General features: G+C 66.5%; 18 protein-coding genes. 14 read left to right on the forward strand and 4 right to left on the reverse strand.

Features of this window, described 5'->3' with window-relative positions; genetic code table 11:
- Nucleotides 1–243: 243 nt before the first annotated feature.
- On the forward strand, nt 244–1,929 hold the full coding sequence (rho, locus tag LJ737_RS08040; protein WP_317206648.1) for a transcription termination factor Rho: 1,686 nt from the start codon (nt 244–246) through the stop codon (nt 1,927–1,929).
- 95 nt (nt 1,930–2,024) lie between these two features.
- On the opposite strand, the gene LJ737_RS08045 is transcribed toward rho, so the two are convergent.
- Nucleotides 2,025–3,257: a T9SS type A sorting domain-containing protein gene (locus tag LJ737_RS08045; protein WP_227764482.1), complete on the reverse strand. Its 1,233-nt coding sequence runs from the start codon at nt 3,255–3,257 to the stop codon at nt 2,025–2,027.
- Nucleotides 3,258–3,455: 198 nt separating this feature from the next.
- Between LJ737_RS08045 and LJ737_RS08050 the strand changes: the two genes are divergently transcribed.
- Nucleotides 3,456–4,115: a DsbA family protein gene (locus LJ737_RS08050; RefSeq protein WP_227764483.1), complete on the forward strand. Its 660-nt coding sequence runs from the start codon at nt 3,456–3,458 to the stop codon at nt 4,113–4,115.
- 1 nt (nt 4,116) lies between these two features.
- The gene (locus LJ737_RS08055; protein ID WP_227764485.1) at nt 4,117–4,983 is read left to right on the forward strand and encodes an SDR family oxidoreductase; all 867 of its coding nucleotides are present in this window, start codon (nt 4,117–4,119) and stop codon (nt 4,981–4,983) included.
- Nucleotides 4,984–4,987: 4 nt separating this feature from the next.
- Here LJ737_RS08055 and LJ737_RS08060 read toward each other — a convergent pair whose 3' ends face one another.
- From LJ737_RS08060 to LJ737_RS08070, 3 genes are all read right to left on the reverse strand, one after another.
- Nucleotides 4,988–5,632: a hypothetical protein gene (locus tag LJ737_RS08060; protein ID WP_227764487.1), complete on the reverse strand. Its 645-nt coding sequence runs from the start codon at nt 5,630–5,632 to the stop codon at nt 4,988–4,990.
- 40 nt (nt 5,633–5,672) lie between these two features.
- The gene (locus tag LJ737_RS08065; protein WP_227764488.1) at nt 5,673–6,566 is read right to left on the reverse strand and encodes a UbiA family prenyltransferase; all 894 of its coding nucleotides are present in this window, start codon (nt 6,564–6,566) and stop codon (nt 5,673–5,675) included.
- 123 nt (nt 6,567–6,689) lie between these two features.
- On the reverse strand, nt 6,690–7,481 hold the full coding sequence (locus LJ737_RS08070) for a class I SAM-dependent methyltransferase (RefSeq protein WP_227764489.1): 792 nt from the start codon (nt 7,479–7,481) through the stop codon (nt 6,690–6,692).
- Nucleotides 7,482–7,661: 180 nt separating this feature from the next.
- Between LJ737_RS08070 and LJ737_RS08075 the strand changes: the two genes are divergently transcribed.
- From LJ737_RS08075 to LJ737_RS08125, 11 genes are all read left to right on the forward strand, one after another.
- A complete protein-coding gene (locus LJ737_RS08075) occupies nt 7,662–8,378 on the forward strand; it encodes a hypothetical protein (RefSeq protein ID WP_227764491.1) in 717 nt (238 codons plus the stop codon).
- A 95-nt stretch (nt 8,379–8,473) separates the two neighbouring features.
- The gene (locus tag LJ737_RS08080) at nt 8,474–8,773 is read left to right on the forward strand and encodes a winged helix-turn-helix domain-containing protein (protein WP_227764493.1); all 300 of its coding nucleotides are present in this window, start codon (nt 8,474–8,476) and stop codon (nt 8,771–8,773) included.
- A gap of 41 nt (nt 8,774–8,814) precedes the next feature.
- Nucleotides 8,815–9,189, forward strand: a complete 375-nt coding sequence (locus LJ737_RS08085; protein WP_227764496.1) for a hypothetical protein — start codon at nt 8,815–8,817, stop codon at nt 9,187–9,189.
- 52 nt (nt 9,190–9,241) lie between these two features.
- On the forward strand, nt 9,242–10,903 hold the full coding sequence (locus LJ737_RS08090; RefSeq protein ID WP_227764498.1) for a DUF4153 domain-containing protein: 1,662 nt from the start codon (nt 9,242–9,244) through the stop codon (nt 10,901–10,903).
- Between the two features lie 25 nt (nt 10,904–10,928).
- A complete protein-coding gene (locus LJ737_RS08095) occupies nt 10,929–11,429 on the forward strand; it encodes a hypothetical protein (protein ID WP_227764499.1) in 501 nt (166 codons plus the stop codon).
- Between the two features lie 39 nt (nt 11,430–11,468).
- Nucleotides 11,469–11,798, forward strand: a complete 330-nt coding sequence (locus tag LJ737_RS08100) for a hypothetical protein (RefSeq protein ID WP_227764501.1) — start codon at nt 11,469–11,471, stop codon at nt 11,796–11,798.
- 8 nt (nt 11,799–11,806) lie between these two features.
- A complete protein-coding gene (locus LJ737_RS08105; RefSeq protein WP_227764503.1) occupies nt 11,807–12,211 on the forward strand; it encodes a hypothetical protein in 405 nt (134 codons plus the stop codon).
- A gap of 126 nt (nt 12,212–12,337) precedes the next feature.
- Nucleotides 12,338–13,096: a ferritin family protein gene (locus LJ737_RS08110; protein WP_227764504.1), complete on the forward strand. Its 759-nt coding sequence runs from the start codon at nt 12,338–12,340 to the stop codon at nt 13,094–13,096.
- Between the two features lie 27 nt (nt 13,097–13,123).
- Entirely contained in the window at nt 13,124–13,516 is a 393-nt protein-coding gene (locus LJ737_RS08115; RefSeq protein WP_227764506.1) for a hypothetical protein, read from the forward strand.
- On the forward strand, nt 13,513–13,866 hold the full coding sequence (locus tag LJ737_RS08120) for a hypothetical protein (protein ID WP_227764508.1): 354 nt from the start codon (nt 13,513–13,515) through the stop codon (nt 13,864–13,866). Before LJ737_RS08115 ends, LJ737_RS08120 begins: the two co-directional genes overlap by 4 nt.
- Before the next feature lie 89 nt (nt 13,867–13,955).
- Complete coding sequence (locus tag LJ737_RS08125) at nt 13,956–16,352, forward strand: transglycosylase domain-containing protein (protein ID WP_227764509.1); 2,397 nt, start codon at nt 13,956–13,958, stop codon at nt 16,350–16,352.
- Nucleotides 16,353–16,419 lie beyond the last annotated feature (67 nt).

The raw sequence follows: 16,419 nt of genomic DNA on the forward strand, positions 1-16,419 counted from the left end.
GCCGAAGCTGCCGCGCCGGCCCCAGCTGTCAACGGCCGTGCCCCCCGCGGCGCCCAGCGCCCGGCCCGCGGCGGCCGCCCCGCCGCTCCGGAAGCGGCCGGTGAAGCTGCACCGACCCCGGATGCACCCGTCGTAACGCCGGTAGCAGAAGCTCCGGCTGCCCCCGAGGCTGCTCCGGCTGCTTCGGCCCCCGCCGAGCCGGCCGCCCGGCCCGCCGAAGAGGCGCCGCGCGAGCAGCGCCCCGTGCGGTTTGTGGTGCCCCAGCCCGGCCGCGAGCCACGCGAAATTCGGCCCGCCGACTACCGCCGCGACGCACCCCGACCCGACCGCAACCGCGCCTCCGAAACCGCTCCGGTAATGCCCCAAGGCCAGCCGGCGCCGCGCCCCGCCGGCCAGGACGTGGCCCAGCCGCCGCGCATCATCATTCCGCAACCGCCCCGCGGTGAGGAGCGGGAGCAGCGCGAAGGCCGTGAGCCGCGCGACCTGCGCCGCGACGAACCCCGCCGCCGCGACGAACCGCGTCGAGACGATTTGCGCCGCGACGAGCCCCGCCGTGAGGAAGCGCGCCGGGAAGAACCGCGTCGGGAGGAAATTCGCCGCGACGAAGCACGGCCGGAAGAGCCGCGCCGGGAAGACGGTGGCCGCCGCGACGAACTGCGGCGGGACGAGCCGCGCCGCCCGGAAGATGGCCGCGACTTGCGCCGCGAAGACCGGTTCAGCCGCGAAGGACGCCAGCAGCGCCCCGGCGAACCGGGCCAAGCCCAAGGCCAGCCCCAGCAGCGACAGCCCCAGCCGCCGCGCGTGGAATCCCTGGAAATTGCTATTCCGAGCGAAGGTGCCCTGGAAATGATGCCCGACGGCGGCTACGGCTTCCTCCGCTCGCCTTACTACAACTACCTCGCTTCGCCCGACGACATTTACGTGTCGCCGCAGCAGGTGAAGCAGTACTCGCTGAAAGCAGGCGACACGGTAAAGTGCCAAGTGCGTCCGCCTAAGGAGGGCGAAAAGTACTACGTGCTGCTGTCGGTGGACACCATCAACGGCCGCTCGGTGGAAGATGTGCGGGACCGGATTTCCTTCTCCCACCTCACGCCGCTCTTCGCCGATGAGCGTCTGAAGCTGACCACCACTCCGAACCAGCTCAGCACCCGTATTCTGGACCTGTTTGCTCCCATCGGCAAAGGCCAGCGCGGGCTGATCGTGGCGCAGCCGAAAACCGGTAAAACGGTGCTGCTGCAGGAAATTGCCAACTCCATCGCCGAAAACCACCCCGAGGTGTACCTGATGATTCTGCTCATCGACGAACGCCCCGAGGAAGTAACCGAGATGCAGCGAACGGTAAAGGCCGAGGTGCTCAGCTCGACCTTCGACGAAACGGCTGACCGCCACGTGAAAATCGCGGCCATGGCCCTCGACAAGGCCAAGCGCCTCGTGGAGTGCGGCCACGACGTGGTAATCCTGCTCGACTCCATCACCCGCCTGGCCCGCGCCTACAACACGGTGCAGCCTTCGTCGAGCCGCATCCTCTCGGGTGGTATCGACGCCGGTGCGCTGCAGAAGCCCAAGCGCTTCTTCGGGGCGGCCCGCAACGTGGAAAACGGCGGTTCGCTCACCATCATTGCCACCGCGCTGATCGACACCGGCTCGAAGATGGACGAGGTTATCTTCGAAGAGTTCAAGGGCACCGGCAACATGGAACTGCAGCTCGACCGGAAGCTGGCCAACAAGCGCATCTTCCCGGCCATCGACGTGCCGGCTTCGGGCACGCGCCGCGAGGACCTGCTCATGGGCAAGGACGAGCTCAACCGCGTGTGGGTGCTGCGCAAGTTTATGTCCGATATGTCGGCTACCGAGGCCATGGAGTTCCTCAAGGACCGCATGAAGGGCACCCGCGACAACCTGGAGTTCCTCGTATCGATGAACGGCTAAGGGCGCAAGCCTCCCGCCACGAAAAAGCCGGCTGCAAGCAATTGCAGCCGGCTTTTTGCGTAAACAGCAAAACCAGATAGGGCCGCCCGTGCCGTCTACAGCCGCACGACGCGCTGAGTAATGGTGCCGCCCGCGGTGAGCACCCGCACCAGGTACACGCCCGCCGGCTGGCGGCGCAAGTCCACCAGCGGCAATTCCTCGTGGTCGTTGATGCTGTAGGTGCTGATGAGCCGGCCGGCGGCCGAGTATACGGCTAGTTGCCCGCTGCCCACCAGGCCCGGCAGCAGGGCCCGGAAAGTGCCTTCCGCCGCCGGCTGTAGTTCCAGATCGAGGGTGGTGCGGCCGTTTTTGACGACCATCAGCGGGGAGTAGTGCACCGCGCCGTCGAAGTCGGTTTGGCGCAGGCGGTAATAGCTCAGGCGGGAGGGCAGAGGTTTGGCGTCGAGGTAGGCGTAGGAGCGCGGCACCAGGCTGGTGCCTGCCCCGGGCACAGTGGCCACGGCCTCAAATTCGCGGCCGTCGGCAGAGCGCTCCACCGCAAAGCCGGCGTTCTGCTCCTCGGTGGCCGTGGCCCACTGCAGTTGCACGGCCGCCTGCTTGGCTTGCCAGCTGGCCCGGGCGTAGAGCAACGTCACGGGTAGCACCGGCAGCACGGAGCGGCAGGCCGCGTCGTTGTTGATGGGCGCGTTGGGCGTGCAGGTACCGGACCCCGCGCCGCAGTTGTTGGCCACGATTTCCTGCACGCAGATGGTCAGCGAGCTGCTGTAGTTGTTGAAGCCCCCGTTGGACGACGTCACGCAGCCCGCCACGCGCATCCGCCCCGTCCCGTTGGCCGAAACGTTGCCGGTGGTGATGTTGAGCGTGCCGAGTAGGTTGATGTCGCCGTCGAGCGTGATGTTCGACTGGTTGCTCTGCGTCAGGTTGCAGTACAGCGTCAGCACGGCGCCGGAGCTGATGGTGAGGTTGGATTTGTTGATGGCCAACGCGGATACCGCAACCCGACCGGCTTGCGTCAGCCGGACGGTCTGGCTGCCCGTGCCGTCCCCAAGGGTGAGGGTGCGGCCGGGTTGGTCCTGCACCAAGGCCCCGTTGGCGGTGATAACGAGGCTTCCTTCGCCGTTCACCGTATAGTCCCCGGTCAGGGCAACGTTGTGGCCGACGGTTACGGTGGCGCCGGCGCCTGGCACGGAGGCGCAGCCGGTGCCGGTGGCTTTCCAAGTGCTCGGGTCATTCCAGTTACCGTCCTTTTGAGAAGAATATGAGCACTGGGCCTGAGCCGAGTGCAGCAGCCCCAACAGGGCGAAAGTGAGCAAGTAGGCGTTACGCATATCAAAAGGGGAAAGAGTGTTATTTTGCTTTATTGAGATTTTGTATGAATATATATGATAAGTAAATGGTAAATAAATATTAATAATAAAAAAAGTTATAATATGTACTATTCCTCACCAGTTGAATTCTGGTGAGTCAGCTTCCAATCACTTTCACCAATAGCCCACTCCCGGGGCAAAAGCCACCATATTTGCCCTATGGCGACTGACCGACTTGAGCTGCTCTATATTTTCGATCCGCTCTGCGGGTGGTGCTACGGCACGAGCCCGGTAATCGAGCGGCTGGCTGACGAGTTTGCTGACCGCGTCAGCGTGACGGTGCTCAGCGGCGGCATGATTACCGGCGAAGAGGCCGGGCCGATCCGGCAGATGTGGCCCTACATTCAGCAGGCCTCGCAACAGGTGGCAGGGGTGACCGGCGCCGAGTTCGGTGCCGCGTTTCAGGAGTTGGGCGAAGCCGGCGCGTACCACCTCGATTCGGAGCCGCCGAGCCGGGCGTTGACGGTGTTCAAGCAACTCGACCCGTTGGAGCGCGAGGCCGCGTTTGCCCACGCCCTGCAGCGCGCTCATTTTGCCGAAGGACAAGATTTGAACGACCCCGCCACGTACGCCGCCCTGGCCCGCGCCTTTAGCCTCGACGCGGACGAATTTCTGCGCTGGTGGGACAACGACGCCAGCCGCCAAGCCACGCAGCACGAATTCGACGTGGTGCAGCGCCTCGGTGTGCAGGGCTTTCCCACGCTGGTACTGGCCCACGGCAGCCAAGGCTACGTGTTGGCGCGCGGCTACCAGCCCTACGAGCAGCTGAAAGCCGGTCTGGAAGAATTGCTGCGCACCATCGACGCCCCCAGCCGCTAAGATGGACGCCGTGCGCAAGGTGCTGGTAATCGGCGCGACCGGGATGATCGGCCGGCCGGTGACGGCCGAGCTGGTGGCGGCCGGCTTCGAGGTAACCGCGTTGGTGCGCGACGCGGCCCGGGCCCGGCCCTTGCTGCCCGCCGCTGTGCGCCTGACTGCCGGCGACGTGGCCGATGCGGCTAGCCTGCGGGCGGCGCTGACCGGGCAAGACGCGGTGTACCTCAACCTTTCGGTGCGGCAGACAGAGCGGGAAAACGAGTTTCACCCCGAGTTGCAGGGCCTGGAGCACGTACTGGAAGAGGCCCGCGCGGCGGGCGTCCGCCGGGTGCTCTACCTCTCGTCGCTGATAAAGGATTACGCCGGCTTCCGGTGGTGGGTGTTTGAGCTGAAAAAGCAAGCCGCCGAACGGGTGCGCCGCAGCGGGGTGCCCTACACCATTTTTCACCCGTCGGCCTTCATGGAGACGCTGGTGAATACCCAGCTGGCCGGGCCGTTTATCCTGGTGGCCGGGCAGGCGCGGCATCCCATGCACTGGGTGTCGGGCCGCGACTACGGCCGGCAGGTGGCGGCTGCGCTGCGCCTGCCCGCGGCGGCCAACCACGAGTACGTGGTGCAAGGCCCGCAGGCGCTAACCACCCTGCAGGCCGCGCGCGAAGTGGCCCGGCACCACGGCCGGCGCCGGCTGCGCGTGGCTTACGCGCCGCTGGGACTGATCAAACTCTTCGGCCGGCTGCTGCCGCGCATGAATTACGGCTACCACCTCATCGAAGCCCTGAACGAAATGCCCGAACCCTTCGGGGCCGAGGCAACGTGGCAAGAACTAGGGCCGGCCACCGAAACCCTGCGCGACTTCGCCGCCCGGCAGTAGGCTGCTAGCTGCCCACGCCGCCGAGGCGCACCACCTGCTTTTTCAGCGGCGACCAAGCAATGCGCCGTCGGTCTTCCTTGCCCACCAGATACTCGAAGCTGACCACCCCGCTGCGGCGGCGCAGGTCGTCCCAGGTGGTGCGGTCCATGCCGCCGGGCTGGTAAGCGTCCTTAGGACCGATGGCGGGCGTGCGGAACTTGGCCGGGGCGAAAAATTCGTCCATGCGGCGGCGCACGTAGGCCTCGCGCTGCTGCCGGGTCGCGCCGGGCTTGGTCATCTCGTACACCATGCTGGCCTCGAGGTCGGCCGAGCTGAGGGCCTCGCGAAAGATGACGGTGCCGTCGGCGGCGGTGATGGTGAAGGTGGCCTCGCTGCTGAGCACGGAGTCGCCGCGGAGCACCAGCTGGAACAGGTCGGGCGCCGAGGGCGAGGAAAACAGGTGGCGGGCCCGCACCACCTTGAGCGTGTCCGACTGCGCGTTGGCCACAGAAGCGGCGGTGGTGTCCATGGGCTCCGGGGCGGGCGCGTCGGATACCGTGGCTGTGTCGGCGGCGGAAGCGGGGGCGCCGGTGCGCTCGGAGGAGGGTGTGGAGCAGGCGGCCAGGGTGGCCAAGGCCAGCAGGGCGGGGGTAAAGCGGCGGGTCAACATAGCTCGGTTGTACGCACCGCGGCGCCGCGGCGTTTGGCGGCTACAGCGGCAGGCCGCGCTGCTGCCACAGCAGCATCAGCATAAACGCCGCGCTCAGGCACAAAGACGACACCTGGTTCATGCGCATGGTGTGGCGGAAGTCGGCCGCGGCCGGGTCGCGCCACACCTGCCAGACCCAGCAGGTGAAGAGCACCACCACCGGCAACGTGGCCACGGCAAACACGGCCAGGAAGGGCAGCTCGGCCCGCCGCAGATAGGCGTAGCCCAGCACCAGTGCCCCGGCCAGCAGCCCCAGCCCAGCAAACACGAAGGTGCCGCGCAGGCCCAGCAGCAGGCTCAGCGTCTGGTCGCCGCGCTGGCGGTCCTCGCGGTGCTGGTACACCTGCGTGAGCGGGTAAGAGCCGCAGAGAAACAGGCTGCTCACGGCCGCCAGCAGCAGGTTATCGGCCGATTGGATTTCGCCCGCGGCGGCCCCCACGCCCACCTGCGTCATCAGAAACGTAAACGCGCCCTGAAACACGACCACCACCACGGTGCTGATGATGGGGTACTTCTTGAGCCGAATCCGGTCGTAGCTATAGGCTTTCGACACGAGCAGGTACACCGCAAGCAAGGCGGCAAAAGCCGGTGAAATCAGCAGGGCCCCGAGCACGGCCGCCACGTCGAAGAGCACGACCAGGCGCCACAGCTCCGGCGTGACCTGCGGGGGGCGCTCCAGGCCGCCGATGCTGCCCTCGTCGCGGTCGAACCAGGAATTGTAGCCGTTGGAAGCGGGGTAGGCCAGTAGGTGCAGCACCACGAACACGCCCACGGCCCGGCCGGCCGAAAATGGCTCCCGCAGCGCGCTGAGCGCAAACCAGTACACCGGCATCAAATACACCGAAAACGGGATGCGCAGCAGCGGCAGGGCCTTTTTGTAAGGAGCAATGACCAACGAGCAGGGCTAGTAAAGGGTGAGCAGGTGTGCAAGAATAGTCCGAAGGCCTCGACCACAAGCGGCCGCGGCTCCCGCAGCGGCAAGAAACCAATTATTACCCGCTCGGGCCAACTGCCGGGCTCAGGACTCCTGCGGCCAGCCGACGAGGTAGGTCACTTCCGGGCCCCAAGCGTGGCGCACGCGGCCGGCTTGCCAGTGGTAGCGCCCGGAGGGGTCGGCGCGGCGGGCCAGGGCCAGCAGCTGCTCGGGCGGGTACATTCGCAGGATGCTCACCATGCCGTCCCAGATGGTAAACAAGGGAATCAGCGGAATGAGGTAGGTGAACAGCAGCCGGCTCAGGCTGAACGGGCGCACGAAGGGCATGATGCACAGCAGTGCCACCGGCATGACGGTGCAGGCCAGCAGCAACTCCAGCCAGTGCTTGCCCGCGCCCTCGAACACGCCCACGCCGCGGCCGGCCTGCACCGCGTCGCGCAGCAGGGCCTCGGCGGCGGCGGGCCGGAAGTGGTGAAAGGCCGAAAACACCGCCCGGAAGCCCGGCAGCGCCGGCGGCACCTGCAGGGCATTCACCGGCGCGGGCTCGTAGCCGATGGCGCCCGCGGTTTGCGCCTGGAGGTGGCGCCAGGCGGCGGGCTGGGGGTAGAGGTCGGTGAGGGTAACGCGGGCTTCGGGCAGGCCCGCGGCGCGCAGGGCCTGCAGCACGTCCTCGGTGCCGCCGCCGCCGCCCGCGCACAGCTCCAGCACCTGCGTCTGGCCGCTGCGGCGCAGCCCCTCGGCCAGCAGCGGCGCAATGGGGCGGTAGGTGTGCAGGTGCGTAATCATGAAGCGCAGATAGTCCATCATGCCGGCCCGCACCGGGGCCGGAAACCAGGGCTGGTCCTCGAATTCGAACAGGTGCAGACGTAGCTTCATGGCGTCAAGATAGGGGCCGGGGCGCAGTGCGGGCAGGAGCGGGGGCTCGGACCAGCTGCTCGGCCCCGGGAATGGGAAGCGGAGGGCCGCCTCAGCCGGCAGCCGCGGGGAAGTTTTTTTCGGGGCGCAGTTGTGAAACCGGAAAAGTTGTGAAACTTTGCAGCACAAAGTGCTCTGTATATGAAGCCAGCCGTCGACCCATTAGCCCAGCTTGCCGAAATCCGCACCATCATGGAGCGCTCCTCGCGCTTCATTTCCCTGAGCGGGCTGTCGGGGGTAGGGGCGGGGGTGGTGGCGCTGGCCGGGGCCGGTTTTGGGCACTGGTATTTGCACACGCAGTTTGCGGGCCCGGCCCGCACCAACCCATACGAGGCCGCACCCGCCGGTGGCACCTTCGGCAATTCCTCAGGGTTTGTGCAGCTGATGGAAGGCTCGGCCGACGCCCGGCTGGCCACGCTGCCCTTTTTGCTGGCGCTGGCCCTGGGCATCATCGTGCTGGCCGGGCTGGTGGCGGTGTACTTCACCCAGCGCCGCTCGCGCAGCACCGGCCGCTCGCTCTGGGACCCGGTGGTGCGCCGCCTGTTCTGGAGCATGGCCATTCCGCTGGTGGCCGGCGGCCTGTTTTGCCTGAAGCTCTACCTGCACGGGGCCGCCGGGCTGGTGGTGCCGGCCATGCTGCTGTTCTACGGCCTGGCCCTGCTGAACGCCAGCAAGTACACCCTGGCCGAAATTCGGCTGCTGGGCCTTTCCGAACTGGTGGTGGGGCTGGTGGCCATGCTGTTTCCCAACTGGGCCTTCCTGTTTTTCGCCATCGGCTTCGGACTCTGCCACATCGGCTACGGGCTGCTGATGTACAACCGCTACGAACGGCAGGACAACGCGGCCCCGGCCGCCTGACCGTGCCGCCCAACCCGGCCGCGGGTGTTACCTTCGCGCCCCGGCCGCTTTAGCCCCACTGCCGACTTCCGCCCGCCGGGCCGCTTCTCTTCCCCGTGAAACACGCCATCCACCAGCTCAACAAAGCCTTCGACCACCGCGTGCGGCTGGGCGTGATGGCCGTGCTCATGGCCAACGAGGAGGTGAGTTTCGGCGACCTGAAAGAAACCCTGGACCTGACCGACGGCAACCTCGCCAGCCACGCCGCCGCCCTGGAAAAAGCCGGCTACATCCAAGTCAACAAGCAGTTCATCGGCAAGAAGCCCAACACCACTTTCACAGCTACCAAGGAAGGCCGCCAAGCATTCCAGGAGCACCTCGACACCCTCGAAAAACTGCTGCGCCGCGACGGGTAATTTTTTTGCCGACAAACTTTGAAATACAAAGCTCTTTTAAAATGAGTATTCTGCGGTACGAGAAGCCCGAATGGGAGCTGCCTGATTGGGAGTTGCCGGCGGTAATCGATGCGTTGCTGGCCTTGATTGCCTTGGTCGGCGGGGCTGCTGTTCTGGCGCTGCAGGGCCTAGGGCTCATGTTCGTCGCCGAAACCCTGCCGGCCAGGGGGCTGGGAGTGGCGTTGTTCCTCGTGGTGGTGCTGGGCGGCCCGCTGGCCATCGGAGCTTGGGTAGTGCGGCCCATGTGGCTGCGGTGCCGCCATGGTTTTTCGCTTGGCGCCTTGTGCATGTTGCTGCTGGGCAGCACGGCGCTGCTGCTGTGGCTCGGCGCAATCGGCTGGGTGGGCGCCTTGCTGGTCAACGGGGCTACCTTCTAGTAGCAGACGTCTCTTTTTGTCTACAAACTTTGAAATACAAAGCACTTTAAACATGCAAGCTCTACCTCTTTTTACCCCCAGCACGGCTCGGGCCGAAGAAGCGCCCTACGCGGCGCCGCTGTGGCGCCCCGCACAGCTGGTCCTGACCACCACCCAGAAATGGCTGCTGCCGCTGGGCGTTGTGGCCTTCGACGTGCTGTTCTGGCAGCAGGGGCGGGGCCTGAACCTGGCCCTCTTCACCCTGCTGGCGGTGGCCGCGCTGCTGGCGGGGCAGCCCCGCGCCGCTTGGCGCTCCGGGTATTTTCGCCTGAGCCTGGTGGGCGCGCTGGTCAGCTGCGGGGCCGTGACTTGGTACGGCTCGTTCACTGCCGGCTGGGCCTGCATCGGCTCCCTGCTGATGCTGTGGGGCTACGCCAACCAGCCCTTGCTCAAGCAAGCCTCGCTGGCGCTGCTGACGGGCCTGGGCGCGGCCGCGCAGGTGGTGCTGGGCCTGCCTGCCCTGCTGCTGCGCGCCCTGCCCAGCCGCGACACCAAAGCCGGCCGCGTGGGCTGGTACGGACGGCTGCTGCTGGTGCCGGTGCTGATTCTGGGTGTGTTTCACATGCTGTTCGTGCTGGCCAACCCGCGCTACCGCCAGCTGACCGACCGGGCCTGGGCGGCGCTGGGCGAGTGGCTGGGGCAGTTCTTCGAGCTGTTGTCGTTGGGCCACCTGATCTTCTTGGTGCTGGGCCTGGCGGTGACGGCCGCGGTGCTGCTGCGGGTGCCGCTGCCGGGGCTGGCGCAGTGGGAAGCCGGGTTTGGCGAGGTGGTGCGCCGCCGCCGCGACGGGGTAGCGTCCTTCAGCGTGCGGCGCCCTGACTTCCGCCGCCGCGACTTCCGCACGGCCGACCTGCGCAAGGAGTACCTGGCGGCCCTGGCCGTGTTCGGGCTGGTCAACGTGCTGCTGCTGGCCGTCAACGTCATCGACATCAGCTGGATCTGGATTGACTTTCGCCCCGAGCCGGGCTTCGACCTGGCGCAGTTCGTGCACGAGGGCACCTACGTGCTCATCTTCAGCATCCTGCTGGCCATGGGCATCGTGCTCTGGTTTTTCCGCCGCAACCTCAACTTTTACCAGCCGGGCCTGCCCGTGCTGCGCTGGGGCGCCACGGTGTGGGTGCTGCAAAACGCGGTGCTGGCCGTGTCGGTGGGCCTGCGCAACTACCACTATATCACGCGTATGGGCCTGGCCTACAAGCGCATCGGGGTGTGCTTTTTCCTGCTGCTGACGCTGTTCGGGCTCGTTACCATCCTGCTCAAAATCTGGCAGCGCCGCTCGGCTTTCTCGCTGGTGCGCCTCAACAGCGTGGCTGCCTACTTGGTGCTGCTCGCGCTGGCCCTGGGCAACTGGGAAGTCTGGATTGTGCGCTACAACCTTACCGTGGGCTTTCAGCAGGTCGACTACGGCTTCCTGCTCGACCTGCCGGGCCGGGTGCTGCCCGCGCTGGTCAAGCACCGCGCCATCCTGAACCGCACCAAGCACATCACCCGCGACGCCGGCGGCGTCTACAGCCTCTATGAGGAAGTCAGCGCGGCCACGGCCCAGCGCATGCTCGACGAGCGGGTGCGCCGCTGGCAGCAGCGCTACGCGGCCGAGGCCAGCTGGCAGGACTGGAACTACATGGACTGGCAGGCGCACCAGCAGCTGCCGACGGCCGCGCCGGCCGGGCGCTAGCCTTTATTCCAGCCGCTGCTGACCGATGATGACCGTGTTGCATACCGCTTATAGTGCCTACCAGCGCCTGATTTGCCAGCTTGTGGCCGGGGTGTTTACCGCCGTGCTGATTCCGCTGAGCTGGCGCCTGCACGGGCCGCAGGGCGTGGCCGAGCAGCTACGGTTTCTGCAAGACCTGCCTGGCGGCACCCTGGGCCGCGCCGTGGCCGATTGCCTGCAAGCGCATGCGCTGGAGCTCATTCCCGGCTACGAGGACCACGACCTCAAGCACGTGCTGCTGGGCTACGCCATGACGCCCGAAGACGAGCTCAAACTGAAGGCTTTTGCCCTCGGCAACGGCGACTACACTCCTCTCACGTTGGCGCTGGTGGGCACGGGCCTGCTGCTGCCCGCCCTCTGGCCCGAGTTGCGCGCCCACTACCGCCGCGGCCGCCGTGTGCCGCCCGGCGTGTACCGCTGGCGCCTGCGCGACTACGCAACCCGCGACTTGGCCGCGCTGCGCCGGGAAATCGGGCTGGCGGCCTGAGCCGAAGCCCGCTACCTCCATCCATTTTCTCCCTTTGCTATGCGTATTCCCCTCGATTTTCCCGCTGCGCACCGCCCCTGGCTGCGGCGAAGCTTGGGCCTGCTATCCGGCGTGGGCGTGCTGGTGCTGCTGTTTCGCACCATTGACGACTTCCCCGAGTCGCTGCAGCGTACCCTCTTCTTCCTAGGCCTGTTGTTGGCCAACGTGCTGGTGTACCTGCTGGTCACGCGCCGGGGCGGCTCGACGCCCGGCGCCGGCCAAGCGGCGCAGACGCTGCTGGTGGCCGCGGGCGTGCTGCTGCACATGCTCAGCGTGTGCGCGCTGCTGCTTGCCTGCCTGTTTATTGCCCTGGATGTGAACCCGCACTAGCCCGACCGATGAACCGGGCCGTCATCTTGCGGGACAACCCGCCCGCTTCCCTGGGGCAATGGCTGCTGCGGAGCCTGGGCTGGACGCTGCTTGGTCTACTGCTGACCGGATTGGGCTGGCGCGGCTGCGACCCGGCCCTGCTGGATTGGACCCGGCCAGACGGCGGTACGCTGCTGTTTCTGCTGGCGCAGCTCGTAGCCGCCCTGCTGCTGCAGCGGCAGTTGGCCGGCTTCAAGCCCGAGAAAGGCCCGCTGGCACCCGCCAACCGGCTGGTGCACGCAGCCGCCTACAGCTGGTGGGCAATGCAGGCGCTGCTAACCGGCCTCTGGATCATGCTTGACGTGTTTCTGCTGCTCGATTGGCTGTTTACCCAGCTGCTCGGGCGACTCGGCGCGGCGCCCGTTCACCTCTGAGCAAGCGGCCCCTGAACCGGCTCAACCACTCCAAGCGGCGGATGGGTGCGCAAAATGCCCGCGAGTAAGCCCCCATTTTTTCCCATTGCTCTTAATTTCTCGCCGCCTCACCGCGGCCCCACTGCCATGACCTTTGCCGACTGGGCCCGGTACTTCCGCGCCAACCACGCCCACCTCGCCGACCTGAGCTGGGACGACCCGTACCAACTCACCCAACGCGAAAAGCGCGCTGCCGGCCGCTCCCTGCAGCACTTTCAGCGCTTCGAAACCTCCGAGGGGCAGCAGCTGCAGCGGCGGGCTGCCGCCCTGCCCGACCCCGAGTACGCGGCCGCCATCCGCGGGCTCATCAGCGAGGAGGGCGACCATTCTCTGGCCTTAGGCCGGTTTCTGGATCAGCAAGGCCTGCCGCGCCTGCGCCGCAGCTGGGTCAACACCGCCTTTCGCGGCTTGCGGCGCTGGGGCAGCCTCGAAACCACCGTGCGCGTGCTACTCACGGCCGAGGTGGTGGGCACTGTGTACTTCCGCGCCCTCTACCACGCCAGCTTTTCCGGCCTGCTGCAGCAGCTCAGCCTGCGCATCATCCGCGACGAGCAGATGCACGTCAACTTCCAGTGCTTCACCCTCACGCAGCTGCGGCCGCGGGCGTCGCGCCTGGGCTGGGGCCTGCGCCAGCTGCTGCACGGTGGCCTCACGGCGGGCACGGCCCTGGTGGTGTGGCTGTGCTTCAACCGCACGCTCTGGGCCGGCGGCATGGGGCCGGTGGGCTTCTTCGCCGCCGTAGCCGAGGAGTGGGACCGGGCTTGCGCCCTGCTGCGCCACCCCGAAACCATCTGCATCAACCCGCCCCGCACGCCCCAGCGCCCGGTGGCGGAGCGGGCGGCCTAAGTTGCCCATCCGCTTTTCCCTCGATACATGACCTTACTTGCCCGCCCGGCGCCGGCCGCCGAAGCCGCGCGCATCCTGGCCCTGCTCCAACAAGTCAAGGATACCGTCACCATTGCGTGCATGAACCTGCTGCTGCTCGTGCCCATTGCCTGGCCCGGCCTGGTGCTGTACGCCCTGCGTTGGCGCCTGACCAAGCGCGGCGCCAGTCCCTTCGGTAGTTTGCTCTTGTGGCTGCTTACGTTGTTGCACGAAGCATTATGCGTCAAACTGTTTACCGGCAACGAGCACGACCCCGACATGGCTGGCATGCTGCCTTACGAGTACGGCTACCTACTCGGCGTGCTGCTGGCCGTGGGCGGCCTCGTAGCCACGCTGCTAGCTCCGGCCACTGCCGCCGACCCGGCAGAATCGGCCCCATGAGCCCGCTGTTGCTGGCGTGGTACGGCCAGAGCCCGACCACACGCGGCCTGTGGTGGGCCGCGGGCGCCGGGCTGCTGTTGGGCGGCTTGCAGGAGCGGTTTGCGGCCGATATGTGGCTGCAGCCCGACCCGGCGCGGCTGGCGGCGCGGGCGGTGCTCGGCCTGAGCCTGCTGCTGCTGGCGTGGCTGGGGCCGGGCCTGCTCTGGGAGCTGGGCAAGCACTGCCGGCGCTGGTGGGTACGGCTGCTGAGCATGGTCTTCGCCTGCGCGGGGTGGTGCGCGGCCCTGCTGTTCTCGCTGCTCGGGGCGCCGTTGGGGCTGGTTTGGTGGCTCATCAGCGCCAGTAGCTGACCGGCACTGGCACGCGCCCGGCCGGTAAGCGGTATATTTGCACTTCCGCCGGTGCGTGCGCGTTGTGGCAGCCCGGTATATTCTGCCCGATGCCCTCGAAAGACGCCCCGAAAACGCCCGCCCGCCCGTCCAAAGCCCCGCGCCCGAAACGCTCCTGGCCCAACCGCCTTTCGCGTCTGGCCTGGGCCACGTTTGCGCTGGTCGCCGGGTTTTTCTTCCTGCTGCCCATTCTTGTGGCTAGCAATTTCATGTTCCTGTTCGGCAAGTCGCCGAGCCTGGAGGAGCTGGAAAACCCCAAAGTAGAGCAGCCCTCGGAGGTGTACACCGCCGACGGCGTGCAGCTGGGCCGCTACTACCGCGAAAACCGCTACCCGGTGCCGCTCGACAGCATGTCGCCCTGGCTGGTGAAGGCGCTGGTGGCCACCGAAGACATCCGCTTCCAGGAGCACGCCGGCATCGACCCGGAGGCCCTGGCGGGCTCAGTAGCGGCGGCCCTGCGCGGGCAGAAGCGCGGCGGCTCCACCATCACCCAGCAGCTGGCCAAAAACCTCTACAAAACGCGCCGCGAGGAGCAGGGCGCCCTCGGCAAAGTCCCGGTAGTGGGTACCGTGGTGGCCAAGCTCAAGGAATGGCTCACGGCCGTGGAGCTGGAGCGCCGCTATACCAAGGACGAAATCCTGCGCATGTACCTGAACACCGTGGATTACGGCTCGCAGGCTTACGGCATCAAGGTGGCGGCCAAGACCTTCTTCAGCACCACGCCCGACAGCCTCACGCCCGAGCAGGCGGCCGTGCTCATCGGCGGGCTGAACAACCCCACGGCGTTTAACCCCAAGTTTCACCCCGAAGCCGCGACCCGCCGCCGCAACCTCGTGCTCACGCGCATGGCCCAGGCCGGCGTGCTGCCCGCGGCGCAAGCCCAGGCCCTGCAGGCCCAGCCCATCGCGCTGCGCTACCAGGTGGAAAAACACGTCGACGGGCCCGAAAACTACTTCCGCTCGGCCATCAGCCAGTTCGTGAACCGCTGGTGCGAGCAGAACGGCTACGACATGTACCGCGACGGGCTGAAAATCTACACCACCATCGATTCGCGCATGCAGGAGCACGCCGAGGAGGCGGTGCAGAAGCGCATGAAAGCCCTGCAGCGCACCTTCGACAACTTCTGGCGCAACCGTGACTCGGCCCCGTGGGTGGACGAGCAGGGCCACGAAATTCCGAACTTCATCGAGACGCAGATCAAGCGGACCGAGCTCTACAAGAGCCTCGCGGAGCGCTACAAAGGCAACCCGGCCCGCCTCGACTCGGCCCTGCACGCCAAGCGGCCGATGAAGGTGTTTACCTGGAAGGGCGACGGCGACACCACCCTGGTCATGTCCCCGCTCGATTCGCTGGCCTACTACAAGCACTTCCTGCACGCGGGCATGATGTCGATGGACCCCTACACCGGCCACATCAAGGCCTGGGTGGGTGGGCTGAACTACCGCTTCTTCCAGTACGACCACGTGAAGCAGGGCCGCCGCCAGGCCGGCTCCACGTTCAAGCCCTTCGTGTATTTGACGGCCCTCGACAAGGGCTACGCGCCCTGTGACCGGATTCGGGACCAGCGCGTGACCATCAAGTACGTGGAAAACGGCAAGCCCATGGAGTGGCAGCCCGACAACGTGACGCGCGAGTACACCGGCTCGAACATGACCCTGCGCCACGCCATGGCCCGCTCCGTCAATTCCGTGACGGCCCAGCTGACCGAGCGCGTGGGCTGGGAGGAAGTGGCCAAATACGCCCACAAAGTCGGGATTCGCAGCAAGCTGCTGCCGGTGCCCAGCATCGGGCTGGGCTCGGCCGGCGACGTGAGCGTGTACGAAATGGTCAACGCCTATAGCACCTTCGTCAACGGCGGTTTCCGGCCCGAGCCGCTCATCGTCACCCGCATCGAGGACCGCAACGGTAACGTCATCAAGCAGTTCGACCCGCAGCAAACGCCCGCTATTTCGGCCGAAACGGCTTGGCTGATGCTTTACATGCTGCGCGGCGGCATGGAAGAGCCCGGCGGCACCTCCCAGGGCCTGTGGGACTACGACCTGTGGAAAAATGACAACCAGATCGGCGGCAAAACCGGCACTACCTCCAACTACTCCGACGGCTGGTACATGGGCGTGACCAAGGACTTGGTCACCGGCGTGTGGGTTGGCGGCGAGGACCGCTCCATTCACTTCTTCCGCTCCGAGCAGGGCGAAGGCGGCCGCATGGCCCTGCCCATTTTCGGCATGTACATGGAAAAGGTGTACAAGGACTCCGAGCTGGGCATCACGCCGGGCCACTTCGCCAAGTACCCCGGCAAAATCAACAAAAAGTATATCTGCTACAGCGAAGACGACCGGCCCCGCCGCAAAAAGATTGAAATCGACTCCATTGCCACCGACGATTTGCTGGAGCGCATCAACAGCGGCGAAGCCCCGATTCCGGACAGCCTGAAAGTGCCGCAGTAAGTCGGAGTTTAACTCAGTGAAAAGGCCGCCCTCTGGCGGCTTTTTTATTTGGGGTGTATCAGCAGTA

Source organism: Hymenobacter sp. 15J16-1T3B, from assembly GCF_020711235.1.
In the GTDB taxonomy this organism is placed as follows: Bacteria; Bacteroidota; Bacteroidia; order Cytophagales; family Hymenobacteraceae; genus Solirubrum.

What these genes read in the sequence shown, in the direction of transcription:
- LJ737_RS08120 (WP_227764508.1), top strand. Translation starts at nt 13,513, where the DNA reads ATGAGCCCGCTGTTGCTGGCGTGGTACGGCCAGAGCCCGACCACACGC.
- LJ737_RS08125 (WP_227764509.1), top strand. Translation starts at nt 13,956, where the DNA reads ATGCCCTCGAAAGACGCCCCGAAAACGCCCGCCCGCCCGTCCAAAGCC.
- LJ737_RS08050 (WP_227764483.1), top strand. Translation starts at nt 3,456, where the DNA reads ATGGCGACTGACCGACTTGAGCTGCTCTATATTTTCGATCCGCTCTGC.
- LJ737_RS08070 (WP_227764489.1), bottom strand. Translation starts at nt 7,481, where the DNA reads ATGAAGCTACGTCTGCACCTGTTCGAATTCGAGGACCAGCCCTGGTTT.
- LJ737_RS08090 (WP_227764498.1), top strand. Translation starts at nt 9,242, where the DNA reads ATGCAAGCTCTACCTCTTTTTACCCCCAGCACGGCTCGGGCCGAAGAA.
- LJ737_RS08075 (WP_227764491.1), top strand. Translation starts at nt 7,662, where the DNA reads ATGAAGCCAGCCGTCGACCCATTAGCCCAGCTTGCCGAAATCCGCACC.
- LJ737_RS08110 (WP_227764504.1), top strand. Translation starts at nt 12,338, where the DNA reads ATGACCTTTGCCGACTGGGCCCGGTACTTCCGCGCCAACCACGCCCAC.
- LJ737_RS08095 (WP_227764499.1), top strand. Translation starts at nt 10,929, where the DNA reads ATGATGACCGTGTTGCATACCGCTTATAGTGCCTACCAGCGCCTGATT.
- LJ737_RS08085 (WP_227764496.1), top strand. Translation starts at nt 8,815, where the DNA reads ATGAGTATTCTGCGGTACGAGAAGCCCGAATGGGAGCTGCCTGATTGG.
- LJ737_RS08055 (WP_227764485.1), top strand. Translation starts at nt 4,117, where the DNA reads ATGGACGCCGTGCGCAAGGTGCTGGTAATCGGCGCGACCGGGATGATC.
- LJ737_RS08045 (WP_227764482.1), bottom strand. Translation starts at nt 3,257, where the DNA reads ATGCGTAACGCCTACTTGCTCACTTTCGCCCTGTTGGGGCTGCTGCAC.
- LJ737_RS08115 (WP_227764506.1), top strand. Translation starts at nt 13,124, where the DNA reads ATGACCTTACTTGCCCGCCCGGCGCCGGCCGCCGAAGCCGCGCGCATC.
- LJ737_RS08100 (WP_227764501.1), top strand. Translation starts at nt 11,469, where the DNA reads ATGCGTATTCCCCTCGATTTTCCCGCTGCGCACCGCCCCTGGCTGCGG.
- LJ737_RS08105 (WP_227764503.1), top strand. Translation starts at nt 11,807, where the DNA reads ATGAACCGGGCCGTCATCTTGCGGGACAACCCGCCCGCTTCCCTGGGG.
- LJ737_RS08060 (WP_227764487.1), bottom strand. Translation starts at nt 5,632, where the DNA reads ATGTTGACCCGCCGCTTTACCCCCGCCCTGCTGGCCTTGGCCACCCTG.